The organism is Acidisoma sp. S159, from assembly GCF_009766125.1.
GTDB lineage: Bacteria > Pseudomonadota > Alphaproteobacteria > Acetobacterales > Acetobacteraceae > Acidisoma.
Window position 1 is genome coordinate 138,682 of the sequence record NZ_LMUG01000007.1, and the last position, 15,669, is coordinate 154,350.

Sequence of the window (15,669 nt, forward strand, 5' to 3'; positions counted from 1 at the left end):
TAGCCCGGGTAGGCTACACGGCCTCCGGATGTAGGCTGCGCGAAAAGCCTCCCGGCTTCGCGACGGAGGCAAAGAGGCTCTGCGTATAGGGATGCGCCGGGCTGCGCCAAACCTCGCTGGCGGGACCTTGCTCCACCACCCTGCCATCCTTGAGCACGAGTATATCGTCGCTCATATGATGGATCACCGCGAGGTCGTGGCTGATGAAAACATAGGTCAGCCCGAATGCCTTCTGAATATCGACCAGCAAATCCAGAACCTGCGCCTGTGTTGTCGCATCGAGCGCCGAGACCGGTTCGTCACAGAGGAGAACGGCGGGTTCCGACGCCAGGGCTCGGGCGATGGCAACCCTTTGTCTCTGGCCGCCGGATAGCAGCAAAGGCGCAGCAGGAAGATGCTTCGCCTGCAAACCGACGATATCGAGGAGCTGCAGCGTGCGGCGCTTCGCCGCCTCACGCTCCGTCAGGCCGATGGCGCGCAACGCATCCCGCAGAATGCGTTCGACATCCCAGCGCGGGTCGAACGAACTTAACGGGTCCTGGTAGATCATCTGCAGCGATGACCGCAGAGGGCGCCGCACCTTCTCCGTCACTCCCGACCACGGCTGCCCGAGCAGCGTGACGCTGCCCGAATCTGGCTGCGTCAGCCCGAGGAGGATCCGCGCGATGGTCGATTTGCCCGCGCCGGACTCGCCAACGAGCCCGAGCGTGCGGCCGTGCCCGACAGTGAAGCTCACCTGGTCGATAGCAGTCACAGCCATGCCGCCGGTAGTCGCGTAACGCTTGCTGATCCGGTCGACAACGATCGCCGATCCGCCTCGCACGCCGGCTGTTCCGCTTTCCCAGCTCCGCCGGTTGCGATGCCGAAACTCGCTCGACGACGCGACGGCGGTCCCGGCGGAAAGACGGACACCCTTCGCCTTGCCTGCCGGAAGAGCCGCGAGCAATGCGCGCGTATAGGCGTGCCGCGGATTGCCAAGGATCGCCTCGGTAGGGCCGCTTTCCACGATCTGCCCTTCCCGCATCACCGCCACGCGATCCGCGATTTCGTTCACCACGCCGATGTCGTGCGTGATCAGCAGGATGGCGTTCCCCTGCGCCGCAATCGAGCGAAGGAGTTCGAGGATCTGCCGCTGCACGGTGTTGTCGAGGGCCGTCGTCGGTTCATCCGCGATCAGAATGCGCGGGTGGCCGGCGATTGCCGCGGCGATCAAGGCGCGCTGCCGCTGTCCGCCAGAGAGCTGGCCGGAGCGCTGCCGCGCCCGCCGCTCCGGCTCGGGCAGCCCAGCCTCTCGCAATGCCGCAATGACGCGACCATGACGCTGCCGCCGGGTACCGATGCCATGGGCGTCGAGCACCTCGCCCACCTCGTGTCCCACCTGTCGCAACGGATCGAGCGAAACGAGCGCATCCTGCAGCACGAGCCCCAGTTGCCGCCCGCGCCGAGCGCGCCACCGCCGCTCCGGATCACCGAGAACCGAATGCCCCTCGATCTCCAAGGTTTCCGCCGTCACGCGCGCACCCGTCCCCGCCAGACCGAGAAGAGCCCGGCCCGTGACCGATTTTCCGGAACCCGATTCCCCGACAAGCGCCAGGATCTTGCCCGCCTCAAGCGTGAAGGAGATGTCGCGCACGGCGGCGTTCGTGGTGGCCCCACGGCCAAAACTCACCGACAGATGCAAAACTTGAACGAGAGGTGCGGGCGGCGGGGATTGCAGCAAAGCGCTCATGCGGACTGCGCCACATCCAGCCGCGACCGCAGGTAGCGGCCGAAGGCTGTCAGAGACAAAGCGGTGATCGCGATCGTGGCGCCTGGAAAGACCGTCAGCCACCAGGCCATCGCGGTGTAGTTCCGGCTGTCCGACAGCATCGCGCCCCATTCCGAACTCGGCGGCTGCACGCCAAGACCGAGGAAGCTGAGGCCCGTCGCCCAAACGATGCTTTGCGCGACGCCCAGCGTAAGCAGCGGCAGCAGCGGGCGCGCGATATTCGGCAGCATCGTGTTCAGCAGAATGCGCGATGGCGCATGCCCCAGCGCGCGCGCCGCGAAGACGTAGTCCGATTGCGTAACCACCAGCGCCCTCGCCCGGATGATGCGGGCATAGCCGGCCGCGCCCCCAAAGCCGACCGCGACCGCGAGCGTCTCCGCCGAAGGTCCCAGGAGCGCTATGCAAACGAGCGCCAGAACGAGCGGCGGAAAGGCATACAGAACCTCGATCAGGCGCCGCGCGGCAATGTCTCCCCAGCGCCCGGTCAATGTACCGCCGATGCCGAGGATGATGCCGAGAAGCAGCGCGATGACGATCGCCGCCACGCCGACCAGCAGGGAAGAGCCGGTGCCGTAGACGACGCGAGCAAAGGTGTCACGCCCGTTCTGATCTGTGCCAAACCAATGCGCCGCGTTAGGCGCCGAAAACGCATTGGTGGGGTCGATGTCATAGGGATCCTGCCGCGCCAATAGCTGCGGATGGACAGCCGCGATCAGCACGATCGCGAGCACCAGGATCGCCAGATAGACCCCTGCCCCGGCACCCGGAAGCCAGGCGCGCGGAAGGCGAGGACCACGGAGAAACGGCATGATGGAAGCGGCGCTCACGCCGAGCCTTCCGCCGCCCGCACGGCGCGTGGGTCGATAAGGATGGCGAGCACATCCGTCAGCAGGTTGATGAAGACATAGAGGACGGCGATCAGCACCACGCTGCCCATGATGACCGGGAAGTCGCGCTGTGAAACCGCGGTGAAGATCAGCGAGCCCAGGCCGCGCCGGGCGAAGATCTCCTCGATCGCCACTGAGCCGCTGATGAGCCAGCCGAAGGCCCAGCTCGACAAGGCGAGCGCCGGCAGCGCCGCATGGGGCAGCGCATGGCGCACCCTAACGCGCCAATCTCTCAGGCCCCTTGCCCGCGCCGACAGAGCGAAGGGCTGGTCGAGAGCGTCCTCGAAGGATTGCCGCATGACCTGCGCCAGGAAGCCCGCCAGCGGGATCGCCAGCGCCGCCGCTGGCAGAACGAGCCCCGCAAGGAAGCCACCGCCCGAGGCGGCGAACCAATGCAGCGTGAAGGCAAAGACGGTGATGAGGATGAGCCCAAGCCAGAAGTCCGGCAGCGATCCCAAGGTCACCTCCACCGACCGGCCAATACTCTCGGTGACACGATTGCGGCGCGCACTGATGACGACGCTGCTGACCGCAAGCGCCCAGGCGAGTAGCAGCGCCGCGCCCGTCAGAGCCAAAGACGGCAATACCTGCCCGGCGATGAGACTGCTCACCGGCTGCTGGCTGCGATAGGACAGACCGAGGTCGCCGTGCAGCAGCCCGACGAAGTAGTTGGCATAGCGATAGAGAATCGGCTGATCGAGCCCGAACTGCTGCCGCAGCACCGCGATTGCCTGCGGCGTCAGGATCGCGCCCGGCCCCATGATCAGTTTCAGCGGATCACCCGGCACCACCTGCAGCGCGACAAAAGTCAGCGTCACCGAAAGCCAGATCACGAGCAGCGCGGCCCCGATCCGGTTGCCGATCTGACGCAGCAGGGAGACCCGACCGAAAGCCGGCGACGCCTCAGGCGCCTCCTTCCCCGGCAGGCCGCCCGGATAGGATTGGACAACGCCCACGGCTCAGCCCTGAGGCACCCAGGCGTCATACAGCGTCACGGAATGCACCGACCAATCGGACCGCACACCGCGCACCTTGTCCGTATTGAAGGCAGCCAGCGACGGATAGACGTAGAGTGGCGCGAAAAGCGCTTGGTCCGAGACGTATTTCTGGACATCCGAATAGATCTTCTGCTGTTCAGCATGGTCGGAAACCTGCTCGCCGCGATCGAGCAGCTCGTCGATATGCTTGTTGTTCAGGCCGACTTCGTTGTTGTGGTAGCCGCCATCGATGCTGGTCAGCCCTTCGGAGTCGTAGATGAACTTCAGCGCGCCCGGCGTATTGACGGTCCAGTAGTCGATATAGAGGTCGTAGTCCCAGGTATATTGCCGGCTATGGACCTGGCTGCGATCGGCTTCCTCAATTTTGACGTCGAAACCGGCCTTCTTCGCGGTGGCCTGAAGCTGTTCGAACAACGCGACGTCGGCGGGCTGGGTATTGGCGTAGACGGGGAAATGCACGGTCAGGCGCTTGCCGTCCTTGGTGCGATAGCCCGCGCTGTCCCGCGCCGTCCAGCCGGCCTGGTCCAGCAGTTTGTTGGCCGTCGCGATGTCGTAGGGATAGGCGTGCTCGAACGACGCGTCATAAAAAGGCGTGTCGGGCGATAGCGGCCCGCCAACCGGCTTGTAGGCGCCGAAGAACAGGCTCCGCAACGCGACGGCGGGATTGATCGCATGCCGGAATGCCTGGCGGACCAGAAGATCGTTGAACGGCGCGCGCTTGGTGTTGAGATCGACCTCCCACGGCACGCCCGGCTGGCTGTCGTCGATCACTGTGACATTGCCGGCCGACTTCGCCGGAATGTAGTTTTCCGGCGGCAGGCCGTTGATGACCCCGACATCGCCTGAGGCCAGCGCGTTGTAGCGCGTCGCCGGCTCCTGGATGATCCGCCACTCCACCTTCTCGGCATAGGCTTTACCGTGATGCGTCGCCTGCGGTGGTGGCGAATTGTAATTCTCGTTGCGCGTAAAGAAGATCCCGCTGCCGCGCACCCATTTCTGCACGATGAAAGGACCGCTGCCGACGGGCGATTCGCAGTTCAAGGTATTGCCGCGCGCTATCGCTTTCGGCGACTGGATGCCCGCGCTTGGATTGGCGAGCGTGGTCAGGAAGAACGCGACCGGAGTCTTCAGCGTCACAATGGCCGTGTCGTCATCCACAATCTGAGTGCCGGCATAGGCCGTCAGCTCGGGCGCGATATTCGCCGATCCCGTCTTTGGATCCAACCAATGGTTGAAATTCGCCTTGACCGCCGCCGCGTTAAACGGCGTGCCATCGGTGAACTTCACATCATTGCGCAGGTGGAAGGTATAGCGCAGCCCGTCGGGGGACACCTCCCAGGATTTCGCGAGCCATGGGTGGTAAGAGCCGTCCTCGTCCTGTGAAATCAGGCTGTCGAGAAACTGATGCGCGATGATGTCCTGCGGCACATCGCCGCCCACCGTCGGATCGAGGCAGACCGGCTCGGCGAGTGTCGCGAGCACGATAGTACCGCCGTAGCGCGGCGTATCTGAAGCGAAGGCCGGCAGGGCGCAGGCCGCCACGAGAGGCGTCACGAGCAAAGTCAGGTTGAGCGCTTTGCAAAATGCGCGGATGGCTGGCGGTCTGGCGCTCGATGTCTCGGTCATGGTGCGAACTCAACTCTCATGCGATCGGATGAATGGTCTGGCGCGACACGAAAGCCGACAGCGTGGGGCTCGTTTCGTGGCGCTCGGCTCAGGATTTGGGTCGTGGACCAGCACGGTAACGGGCCGCCGCGCTGCTCAGTAAGAAACACACCTGCAATCTCCCCGGCCCCAAGATTTTACGGCCACATCGGCGGACATTAAGCATTGCACGATCATTCTCGCAAGCCATCCAAATATAACGATACTACGTCGCTATTTATAGGGCCACTTGGCCGCGCCTTCTAAGGCAGGAGGCCCTTCGTTCGTTGTGCTCTTCCACCACGTCATGCTCGGCGAAGGCCGAGCATTCACGCCTTCACTTATGTAACGAAGGTAAGGCGTGGATGGCACGCCTTCGCGTGCCATGACGGATCTCCAGGTCACGGTACGAAATGAGATCATCGATCTCTAGCGGGCCGCCACCTCCTAGAAGGCGAACTAGCTCGGCGCATACAACCCCAGCATCTCTGCCATTCTTAACTTCGGCACGACGAAGTGCCCGCGACACTCTCAGTCGAACATGCCCTCGGCGATATACGAACCTTCCCGCGGCGCGGGCGGCACGAAGAAAACCGCCGAGCCGATATGCGAGATATATTCGTTGAGCGCATCGGATGCGCCAAGCTTGGTCTGCAACAGCTCGAAATTCGCCGGGTCGTTTTGATAGGAAACGAACAGCAACCCGGCGTCCAGCAGCCCAAACTGATTGATGCCGTCGGTATAGTTGTAAGATCGGCGGAGAATCTTGACGCCGCCATTATTTTCATGCGCCGCGAGCCGGATATGCGCGGTTGCGGGAATGACGAGATTTCCCTGCGCATCCGTCTTGTCGAAATCTGGCGGATCGAATTCCTTCGTGCCCGTCAGCGGTGCGCCGGAAACCTTGTGGCGGCCAAAGACACTGTTTTGGTTGCTGACGCGGTCGGTGTCCCAGTTCTCGATATGCATCTGAATCTTGCGCGCCACCTGATAGCTGCCATAGCGCTGCCAGGCAGGAGCATCCTTGATCCACACGTGCTTCTCGAAGTCTGCGTCTTCCTTGATGTTGCGCGTGCCGTCCTTGAAGCCCATCAGATTGCGCGGCGTCGCCTGGCCCTTGCCCGCCGAGGCGCGGCCGAACCCCATCACCGTCCAGCGCGTCGCGGCCGTGCCGGAATCCTTGGCGATGCGGGCAAGGTCGCGCACAGCATGATAGGCGACCTGTGGATCATCCGCGCAGACCTGCAACGAGAGATCGCCGCCCGTTAGCCCGGGCAGCATGGCGTCGCTAGGCAGTGTAATGAGATCGCGCAACAACGCGGGTTTCTTCCCGGCCAGCCCATAGCTTTCGCTGAAAACCTTGGGGCCAAGACCGACGGTGACGGTCAGGGAAGCCGGGCCGAGGTTCAGCGCCTCGCCCGTATCGAAGCCAACGGCATCGGTGCTGAGCGGTTCCACCTGTCCGATGGTCTGGCCCTTCATCAACTGGGCGATCGCCGCCGACCATCGCGCCAGCAGCACCTGCAGATCGGACCGCAGCGGCGAGGTGAGGTCGAAGGTCATGTAGAAGGTAAAGCGCTGCTGAGGCGTCTTGATCCCCGCCTGTTCGGCGGCGCCATAGAAAGGGTGTGCCTGGGCCAGATCGACGATGTCGTCCTGATCCGCCCCCTGAGCCCGCGCGGCCGTCAAGTTCGCGGAAGCGCCGAGGGTCCCAACGGCTGCTCCGAGGAGCAGCCCGCGGCGGGACAGCCGGTCCGGGCGAGCGCCCGGTTTAGCCTCGTCCGTCATCAGCTCGCCGTCGCGACCTTCGCGCCGATCTTCGACAGCGGCTCCTGCAAAGCCTGAATGGCCTTGCTGAGCTTGGCTCCATCGGATGCCTTCAGCGCCGCCGTATACATCTTGTAACCGCCGGGAACGCTCGGGTCGCGATAGGTGTCGAGCAGCTTGTTCACGATGGCGAACTGGGCATTCACCCGCTCCGTCAACTGGGGATCGATCTTCATCATGCCGGGCGCCAGGAAGGCGAAGGCCTGCTGGGCGCCCTCGACATTACCCGCGAAGTCGACGAGATCGAAATGGCTGAACTGCTCTTCCTCGCCGGTGATCTTGGTGCTCTGAACCTCTTCAAGAAGGTCGGCGGCACCGTTGGCTAGATCCTCGGGCTTATAGCTCAGAGTCTTCACCAGCTTGTCGAGCAGCTCGACATTGGTCAGCAGCTCGGCGGCCAGTTGCTTGGTCTGGTCGGTGATCTGGCCGGTTTGGAACAGGTCCCGCTCCAGCGCGTGCTGGCCGTGCCAGCCGACCTTGGGGTCGAGGTTGGAGGTGCGCATGTCGACCAGATAATCGAGATTGCCAGCGTTGTCCGTAGCCTTGAAGCCCGGAAGGATGAAGCCGTCGACATCGGATTCGATGCGCTCATAGAAGGGCCGCGCCAGCGGGTATTCCGCGCGCGCCTTGGCAAGATCCCCAGCGTCGATGGCTGCCTTCAACCGCTCCGTCGAGGTCAGCATGGCATCGACGACGCCATCAACATAGGCGGCATAGCCTTTGGTGCCTTCGGCAAAGATATCGGCCGTGGTGCCGGCCGGCTCGGCGGCGGCCTTACCGGTCACGGTGAAGTCCTGCAGCTCCTTCGTCGCACCCGGGCAATAGATTTGATACTTCCCGCCGCCAAGGGTCAGCGTGAGGCTGACGGTCGGCAGGCCGGGGGCAAGGTTTTCCTTCTCGCCGATGATCCGGTTGTTGCTCAGCAGCTCGACCTCGGTAATGGCCGTCGCGGTCTTGTTGATCACCGTGAAGGTCACCGGGCCGGCCTTCGCGACCGAGTGATGCACGACGCAGGTGCCGCCATCGTCACCGGTCAGCGTGACCCAGACCTGCGAGGCGCCGTTCTTCACAGGCGCCACCGCGTTGCTTTCCATTCCCGCGAAAGCTTGGGGCGCGAGACCCAGAAGGGCCGCTAATCCGGTCGCTCCGAGAAGGGATCGTGTCATCGTCTTGCGAGGCATGGGCTGTTCCTATGGGGTCGAGTGACCGGCACGGCGGCCGACATGGGGGTTGGGTTGATCGGAAACGGTCCTGACCGAGCGGCGCAGCCGTCCCCTGCCCCGGCACGCGATTGCGCCGAGAAGGAGCGCCGCGAAGCCAAGCACTAAGGGCAGCTGGACCGCCCAGAGCAGCCGTTCCGTACGGGCCAACGCGACCGCATTGAGTGCGGCGGCGGCCTGATCGAGGTAATCGTTCGACAACTGCCAGTCGCCTGGCAGGGCGCTGGCGGCGGTCAGCGTGCGCGGCGCTAGCAATCCACTGTCGGATAGGCTCACGATGGTCGTGGCATGCGCCGTCGCGTCCAGCAGCACGCCATCGGCGGTCCAGACTTCGGTGGTCGCATGGGTCGACCAGTCGGCGGCAAACGGCCCCGGATGCCGCTGCGGATTCAGACCCACCGGCACGCGGCCGCCGGAGAGGGCGATGACCTGATCCAGCGTCAGCGTGGCTGGCGCCTTGGGGGGCACACTGATCTCCGTCAGCGTCCAGGCCGAGGCAGCGATGCCCTCATGCTGCTCGTGACGCGCGTCGCCGGGGGGCAATGACACTGTGCTCGGCGTCGTGCCCTTGAGAGAGATCTGCACGGTCGCGGGCGCGCTATCGCTCAGCCGGGCGCTGCCAATATCGGTCTGGTCCGAGCCCGTGGCCTCGACGATCATTGCCTTTCCGGAAAGCTGTGGCCGCGGCGTAGGGATGGCGATCGCCATCGCAACCGCGATCACCGCCAACGCGGCGGCGATCGTAAATTGCAACCGCACCACCGCATGCCGCCGCGGCCGGCGAGCCGCGGGCCAGAAGACAAAAAGCGCGATCGGCACCAGGTAGGCGAACCAGCCGAGCACCTCGATCAACCGCGGATCGGCCGGAATGCCAAGGACCCCCGTGATCATTGCGGATTGGATCGTGCCCGGCGCCACCAGCCAGGAGAGGCTCACCGTGGGCTGCTGCCCGGCATTTACCCACCCTGCCTCGTGCGCGGTTCGCAAGGCCGTGATCACCAACCCCGCCGCGACCAGGATGAGGAAGGCGCCGGTGAAGCGGAAGAACCGGGACAGGTTGATCTTGACCCCCCCGATATAGATGCCCCAGCCGATCACCACGGCGAGCAGCACACCGATCACAGCACCTGTGGCGGCAAGTGCCGCGGACTGGGCCGCCGAGAAGGTCGCCAGCAGAAAGACCGCGGTCTCGAAGCCCTCCTTCAGCACCGCCAGGAACGCCATTACGGCCAGGGCATAGGCGCTGCCGCGACCGAGTGCCTGGGCCGCCTCCGCCTCCAGCCCTCGCTTCATGCCGCCGGCATGGGCGTTCATCCAGACGATCATGCCGGTGACGAAGAAGACGGCGATGCCGCCGATGACGGACTCCATGCCTTCCTGGCTGGCTTGCGGCAGCGCCTGCTCGACCAGATCAAGGCCGACACCCACCGCGATCGACAGCAGAACCGCTAGGCCCACGCCTAGCCACATGGCGGTGAGGCTCTTGCCGTTCTTGCGCAGGAAGGCGGCGATGATCCCAACGATCAGCGCCGCCTCAAGCCCTTCGCGCAGACCGATTACGAGCGTCGCGAGCATATCGCCTTCCAGGACAATGAGTGGGCGCCGCCCGCTGACTGGCTGGCGGCGACGGGCTTGGCCACCAGGAACCTCGCGCCCTCTCGGGAAGCAAAGCCTATGGCCTCGTTGTCAGTAGGACTGCACCAAGCGCTCCGCACCTCCCGCCACCTCTCGTCGCAACGGGGGCCGTATAATGCGACTTATTCGCATTTGCAAATCTTGCTCGATTGTAACAGCAGCCGCCTTCGGGGCCGGCTGGGCGACGCAACACCTCATTGGGACATATGGTCAAACAGCCCCGTTTTCCACCGGACGGCCCTAGGGTTCCACCCTCAAATCGTAGTGCCGCTGCGGGTGGCGGTATGAGGCGAACGTGATTCGGCGACCGGATGAAACTCCGTCCTCCGTCCTCCAAGTCTGCAGGAACAGGAGAACCCCAACATGGCCGGTGTCGCGAAGAAAACTAACGAGGACCTTTGGGACAGGGTCAAGACAAAGGTAACCAAAGCTGACAAGGGCGGCAAAGCGGGCCAATGGTCGGCTCGCAAAGCGCAGTTGGCGACGCAGGAATACAAGGCGAAAGGCGGCGGCTACGAAGGCGCCAAGTCCAAGGACAACCACCTCGGTCAATGGACTAAGGAGGAATGGAACACGAAGTCTGGTGCCAAGTCGAAGGACAGCGGCGAGCGTTACCTCCCCAAGAAGGCCAGGGAGAAGCTGACGACCGATGAGTATAAGCGGACGACGGTGAAGAAGAGAGCCGATACCGCGAAGGGTAAGCAGTTCTCCGCTCAGCCGAAGGACATAGCAAAGAAGACCAGCTCGACCCGGCTCGGTGAAGCTGGCCTCGCCGCCATGACGCGGGCCGAATTGTTGAAGCGGGCGGCGGCGCAGGGCGTTACCGGCCGCTCGCGGATGAAGAAGGCCGAGCTTCTGCAGGCTCTGCGCTGATCAAGACGGGGATCGGAAGGCTCTCGACCCGCGCGCGAAGTCTGCTCTGAGCGAAGCGGCAAATGCCCTTCGACGGTTATATCGTTTAGAGTTCGCACCTGCCTAAACATTGGCGATGGCTTAAGTTCGCTGGTCGCAGGACTGCCGGATGGCATCGAGAACGCGACGTAAGCGCTTGCGTGGCAGTCGGCTAGAGTGTTTAGATAGGAAAGGCGCCCGGAGAAGGCGCGGCAACCGGGAGAAACGCCCCCAATGCTACAGGCCGACGGCCCATCCGGGGATGAGAACAGTCCGGCCGCCCTAATCAATGTGACCAAGACTTTTGGAGGCATCGCGGCTGTCCGGGATGTGTCGTTCGCCTTGCGGGCGGGTGAAGTACTTGCGCTGCTGGGTGAGAACGGCGCCGGGAAGAGCACATGCGTCAAGTTGCTGGCTGGCGTAATAGAACCAGACGCGGGCGGCAGCGTGCTCAGCGACGGCAGGCGGGTTAGGTTTCGCTCTCCGCTCGACGCTCAGGAACACGGCATTGCCGTGATGCACCAACATCCGGGGCTTTTTCCCGACCTGTCGGTCGCGGAAAACATTTTCCTTGGCAGGATGCCGCGCCACGGACCGCTCATCGACGCCAGAGGGATGGAGACGGCGACGGCCGAACTGCTGGCCTCGGTCGGACTATCGTGCGCCCCCTCGACTTTGGTCGGACGCCTGAGGATTTCAGAGCAACAACTCGTCGAGGTTGCGCGCGCGCTATCCCAAGAAGCGCGTGTTCTGATCATGGACGAACCTACGGCAGCACTTTCCCAGCGCGAGGTGGATCGTCTTTTTTCCCTGGTGGAGGTTCTCCGCAGCCGGGGCACCGCGATGATGTTCGTCGGGCACCGCATGGACGAGATCTTCCAGATCGCCGACCGCATCACCGTTCTCCGCGACGGCCGTCTGATAGCCACAGAACCTGCGGCTGCCATGACACGGGACCGAGCGGTCAGCCTCATGATCGGGCGCACGCTTTCGACACTGTATCCTGAGCTGAACAACACGCCCGGCGCGGTGCTTCTGGAGGTGGAAGGGCTGTCCCGCGGCCAAACCTTTCGCGACATGAGTTTTCATGTGCGTGCCGGCGAGATTCTGGGTTTCGGCGGCCTCGTCGGAAGCGGACGCACGGAGATCGCCCGTGTGCTTTTCGGCATCGACAAAGCGGATAGTGGCGTGATCCGCCTTAGCGGCCATGAACTGCACCTGCGCTCTGCCGCGGAGGCGATGCGACATGGCATAGCCTATGTGTCGGAGGATCGGCTCGGCCAGAGTCTCGTGATGGATACGGCCATCTTGTTCAATGCGTCACTCGCGGTCGCGGACAAGACCACGCGAGGCGGCCTGATGAGCCGGGTACGCGAACTCGCCTTGGTGCGCCCGCATCTGGACCGGCTACGCCTGCGTTTCGCGTCTTACGACCAGCCGGTGCGTGCCCTCTCAGGAGGCAATCAGCAGAAAGTCGTTCTGTCGAAATGGCTGGCCACGGAACCTAAGATCCTCATCCTCGACGAACCCACGCAAGGGATCGATGTCGGCAGCAAGGCCGAGGTGCATGCCATGATCGCCGCGCTCGCCCAGAGCGGCATGGCCATCATCCTGATATCGTCCGAGTTACCGGAACTGCTCGGTATGTCGGACCGCATTCTGGTCATGCGCGAAGGCAGCTTCGCGGCCGAACTCAACCGTGCCGAGGCCAGTCAGGAAGCGGTACTTCGCGCCGCCACCGGGCCTGTTTCGGCGGTCACCCATGGCGATGCAGGAGAATCAGCCTCGCATGCGAAGTTGACGGCATCGTGGTGGCGACGGCGAGAGGCGGGCCTAGTTGTGGCGATTGCCGCCGTGGTTCTACCGGTTGCCGCCATCAACCCCCGCATGCTGAGTCCGGCGAACCTGCTCTCGATTTCCATGGATGCGGCGTTGTTGGCGGTGGTCGCGGTAGCGCAAATGCTGGTGATGGTAACGCGCGGCATCGATCTATCCGTGGCATCCGTCATTGGTCTGTCCGCTTACGGCGCTGCCAGCCTGATGCAAGCCGAACCCGGTCTTGGCGTTGGCGCTGGCATTGGGATCGCCAGCGGCCTCGGTCTGATCTGTGGTCTGATCAACGGTCTCGTCATCACACGCGGGGCTGTGCCCGCTATCGTTGTCACTTTGGGAACATTGTCGGTCTACCGCGGGATTGTCAGCATCTGGGCGGGTGGCCGCCAAATCAGTGCGGACCAGGTGCCGGCATCCTGGTTGGATCTGACCAGCCTCAACATTCTCGCCATGCCGGCTGTGGTTCTGATCGCGGTGGTGGTGATGCTTGCGGCGGGTTTGGTGCTAACCCGCACGCCCATCGGGCGGGAATTGTTTGCGATCGGCTCCAACCCCGATGCCGCGGCCTTGATCGGCATCCGTGTTCGCCGCCGCCGTTTGGGTGCCTTCGCTGTTGCAGGGCTCTTGGCGGGCTTTGACGGGGCGCTTTGGGCCTCCCGTTACGCGACAGTGGATGCGCGTGTGGCGACCGGGTTCGAATTGACTGTCGTCGCGGCCGTGGTCGTCGGTGGTGTTGCCATCCGCGGGGGATCGGGCAGCGTGCTCGGCATAGCACTCGGGGCGCTTCTCCTGCTGGTGATCCGAAATGGCCTGACGCTGGTGCGGATCGATCCGTTATGGCTACAGGGCGTCTACGGGCTCGTCATCGTCGTCGCCGTGACGATCGATACTTTCGTCGCGCGGCGAGCAGCCGGTGCATCCCGGTGACGACCCTAAGGGGCTTCGCAACCTGGGAAACCTTCCTGGGCGGCATTACGGTCGTGCTTGCCGTCTACGCGGCATGCGCGATCCCGGGTTTCACGACGTCCTTCAACATTTCTCAAGCGATCGCGGGAATGTCGGAAAAGGCGCTGATCGTGCTGCCCATGGTTCTCCTGATCGTCGCTCGCGAAATAGATTTGTCCGTCGCCAGCACGCTTGCCCTTAGCAGCGTGATATTCGGGCTACTGCTTCAGCACGGCATGCCGCTCTCGGTCGCTGTCCCTTTGACGCTCATCGCCGGTGCCTTATGCGGCGCCTTCAATGGCCTGCTGGTCACGCGTCTAGGTCTACCGTCTCTGGTTGCCACGCTCGGGACACTGGCAATGTTCCGGGGCGTCGCTTACATGCTTATCGGAGCAGGCTCCGTAAACACATTGCCAAGCGCCCTCGTCAACTTCGGCAATGATACGCTTTCCGATACTCTGCCGGTCCTCAGCAGTCTTCCTTGGACAATTGTTCCGTTCCTCATCGCCGCACCGATCTTCGGCGTGGTGCTGCATCATGGCGTCCTTGGTCGCAGAGTCTTCGCGATTGGCGGCAACCCGGAGACTGCGCGCTACTCAGGCATCAACATGACCCGGATCCGCATGCAGCTGTTCATCGCCTCCGGCGCGATGTGTGCTTTGGCGGGTATCGTTTTCACCGCGAGACTGTCTAACGCCCGCGCGGACAATGCCTTGGGATTTGAGCTCGACGTGATAACGATCGTGCTGCTGGGCGGCGTGAGTGTCTTCGGCGGCAGCGGCCGGCTGCTGGGTGCTTTCTGGGCGTTGGTGCTTGTGGCGCTCATCCGTAATGTTCTCGGACTGAGCCTCATTGGCGGTGATGCCCAGGGCACGGTCGTCGGGTCACTGCTGATCGTGTCTCTGCTTGCCAGCAAGTCCGCGAAAGCGATCTTCGCGACGCTCCCCGGATTGGGGCGGATGCGCAAGGTCTGAAAACAACAGGAAAAGGGGTAACGTTATGTCCAAGAAAATTAGCCTCGCAAGCGCGGCTGTCCTAACCCTTCTCACGGCATGTGGCGTCGCGCAGGCTCAGACCTGTGCGACTTCGCCGGTGAAGGTGGGCTTCCTTCCCAAGCTCGACACCGATCCATACTTTCAGGTCGCCCGACAGGGCGCTCTGGACGCGCAGAAGGAAATTGGCGGAACCTTCGTGCAGGAGGCGCCATCCCAGGCCACCGCCGAGGCGCAGATTCAGTTCATCAACAACCTGGTTAGTCAGGGCGTGAAGGTCATCGCCATCTCGGGAACGGATGCGAACGCGCTCGCGCCTGCTCTGAAACGTGCGAGAAAGCACGGCGTTCGGGTGCTCTCCTATGACAGTGACGTCGCTGCGGACGCCCGGACGCTTTTCATCAATCAGGCCAAGGGCGATAGCCTGGCCGAGATGATGCTGCAAAGCATGGGTGAGATGATCGGCTATGACGGCGATTTCGCGATTCTGTCATCGACGCCGACCGCGACCAACCAGAACGCCTGGGTCGCGCTGATGAAGTCCCGCCTTGCGTCGGATCCCAAATATTCCAAGATGAAGCTGGTTCAGGTCGCCTATGGTGAGGAAAGCGAGCAGATCAACCAGCAACAAGCGCTCGGCCTCGTGCAGGCATTTCCTCATCTCAAGGGGATCATTGTTCCGGCTGGGATCGGATTGCCCGCAGCAGCTCGCGCGCTCGAGCAGGCGGGGGAGCTTAGCCACATAAAGCTGACGGGGCTGGCACCCGCCACGTTGATCAAGAAGTATATCGTGGCCGGACAGTCGCAGGACATTTGGTGGAATGTCAGTGACCTTGGCTATCTGACATATTACGCGGCCCAAGCGCTCGCCGAGTGCAAAATTAACGGAACCGCTGGCCAGAAATTCGCGGCGGGCCGGTTGGGGACATTCGCGGTTGGGAAAGACGGGGAGGTCATTCTGGGGCCGGCCCAAATCGTGACGCCGCAGAACGTCGATCAGTTTAAGTTCTGACTCCGGCTAGGACCGGC

At 63.3% G+C, this 15,669-nt stretch carries 11 protein-coding genes; 4 read left to right on the forward strand and 7 right to left on the reverse strand.

The window, feature by feature from the left end:
• Window positions 1-13 precede the first annotated feature (13 nt).
• The 7 genes from GSQ92_RS02525 to efeU form a co-directional block, all read right to left on the reverse strand.
• Entirely contained in the window at window positions 14-1,729 is a 1,716-nt protein-coding gene (locus GSQ92_RS02525; RefSeq protein WP_159012950.1) for an ABC transporter ATP-binding protein, read from the reverse strand.
• The gene (locus GSQ92_RS02530; RefSeq protein ID WP_158804073.1) at window positions 1,726-2,595 is read right to left on the reverse strand and encodes an ABC transporter permease; all 870 of its coding nucleotides are present in this window, start codon (window positions 2,593-2,595) and stop codon (window positions 1,726-1,728) included. The genes GSQ92_RS02525 and GSQ92_RS02530 overlap by 4 nt, the downstream gene beginning before the upstream one ends.
• Complete coding sequence (locus tag GSQ92_RS02535) at window positions 2,592-3,611, reverse strand: ABC transporter permease (RefSeq protein WP_159012951.1); 1,020 nt, start codon at window positions 3,609-3,611, stop codon at window positions 2,592-2,594. Before GSQ92_RS02535 ends, GSQ92_RS02530 begins: the two co-directional genes overlap by 4 nt.
• Before the next feature lie 3 nt (window positions 3,612-3,614).
• Window positions 3,615-5,279, reverse strand: a complete 1,665-nt coding sequence (locus GSQ92_RS02540; RefSeq protein ID WP_159012952.1) for an ABC transporter substrate-binding protein — start codon at window positions 5,277-5,279, stop codon at window positions 3,615-3,617.
• A 549-nt stretch (window positions 5,280-5,828) separates the two neighbouring features.
• Entirely contained in the window at window positions 5,829-7,085 is a 1,257-nt protein-coding gene (locus tag GSQ92_RS02545; RefSeq protein WP_158804070.1) for a Dyp-type peroxidase, read from the reverse strand.
• The gene (efeO, locus tag GSQ92_RS02550; RefSeq protein ID WP_158804069.1) at window positions 7,085-8,305 is read right to left on the reverse strand and encodes an iron uptake system protein EfeO; all 1,221 of its coding nucleotides are present in this window, start codon (window positions 8,303-8,305) and stop codon (window positions 7,085-7,087) included. Before efeO ends, GSQ92_RS02545 begins: the two co-directional genes overlap by 1 nt.
• A gap of 9 nt (window positions 8,306-8,314) precedes the next feature.
• Window positions 8,315-9,919: an iron uptake transporter permease EfeU gene (efeU, locus tag GSQ92_RS02555; RefSeq protein WP_159012953.1), complete on the reverse strand. Its 1,605-nt coding sequence runs from the start codon at window positions 9,917-9,919 to the stop codon at window positions 8,315-8,317.
• Between the two features lie 423 nt (window positions 9,920-10,342).
• Between efeU and GSQ92_RS02560 the strand changes: the two genes are divergently transcribed.
• The 4 genes from GSQ92_RS02560 (at window position 10,343) to GSQ92_RS02575 (ending at window position 15,652) form a co-directional block, all read left to right on the forward strand.
• Complete coding sequence (locus tag GSQ92_RS02560) at window positions 10,343-10,852, forward strand: hypothetical protein (protein WP_158804067.1); 510 nt, start codon at window positions 10,343-10,345, stop codon at window positions 10,850-10,852.
• A 252-nt stretch (window positions 10,853-11,104) separates the two neighbouring features.
• Complete coding sequence (locus GSQ92_RS02565; protein WP_159012954.1) at window positions 11,105-13,630, forward strand: ATP-binding cassette domain-containing protein; 2,526 nt, start codon at window positions 11,105-11,107, stop codon at window positions 13,628-13,630.
• On the forward strand, window positions 13,627-14,622 hold the full coding sequence (locus tag GSQ92_RS02570) for an ABC transporter permease (RefSeq protein WP_216856726.1): 996 nt from the start codon (window positions 13,627-13,629) through the stop codon (window positions 14,620-14,622). The genes GSQ92_RS02565 and GSQ92_RS02570 overlap by 4 nt, the downstream gene beginning before the upstream one ends.
• A gap of 25 nt (window positions 14,623-14,647) precedes the next feature.
• On the forward strand, window positions 14,648-15,652 hold the full coding sequence (locus GSQ92_RS02575) for a rhamnose ABC transporter substrate-binding protein (RefSeq protein ID WP_158804064.1): 1,005 nt from the start codon (window positions 14,648-14,650) through the stop codon (window positions 15,650-15,652).
• Window positions 15,653-15,669: the final 17 nt, after the last annotated feature.

Coding starts and splice junctions, on each gene's coding strand:
- GSQ92_RS02540 (WP_159012952.1), bottom strand. CDS start 5,279: ATGACCGAGACATCGAGCGCCAGACCGCCAGCCATCCGCGCATTTTGC.
- GSQ92_RS02560 (WP_158804067.1), top strand. CDS start 10,343: ATGGCCGGTGTCGCGAAGAAAACTAACGAGGACCTTTGGGACAGGGTC.
- GSQ92_RS02545 (WP_158804070.1), bottom strand. CDS start 7,085: ATGACGGACGAGGCTAAACCGGGCGCTCGCCCGGACCGGCTGTCCCGC.
- GSQ92_RS02575 (WP_158804064.1), top strand. CDS start 14,648: ATGTCCAAGAAAATTAGCCTCGCAAGCGCGGCTGTCCTAACCCTTCTC.
- efeO (WP_158804069.1), bottom strand. CDS start 8,305: ATGCCTCGCAAGACGATGACACGATCCCTTCTCGGAGCGACCGGATTA.
- GSQ92_RS02565 (WP_159012954.1), top strand. CDS start 11,105: ATGCTACAGGCCGACGGCCCATCCGGGGATGAGAACAGTCCGGCCGCC.
- GSQ92_RS02525 (WP_159012950.1), bottom strand. CDS start 1,729: ATGAGCGCTTTGCTGCAATCCCCGCCGCCCGCACCTCTCGTTCAAGTT.
- efeU (WP_159012953.1), bottom strand. CDS start 9,919: ATGCTCGCGACGCTCGTAATCGGTCTGCGCGAAGGGCTTGAGGCGGCG.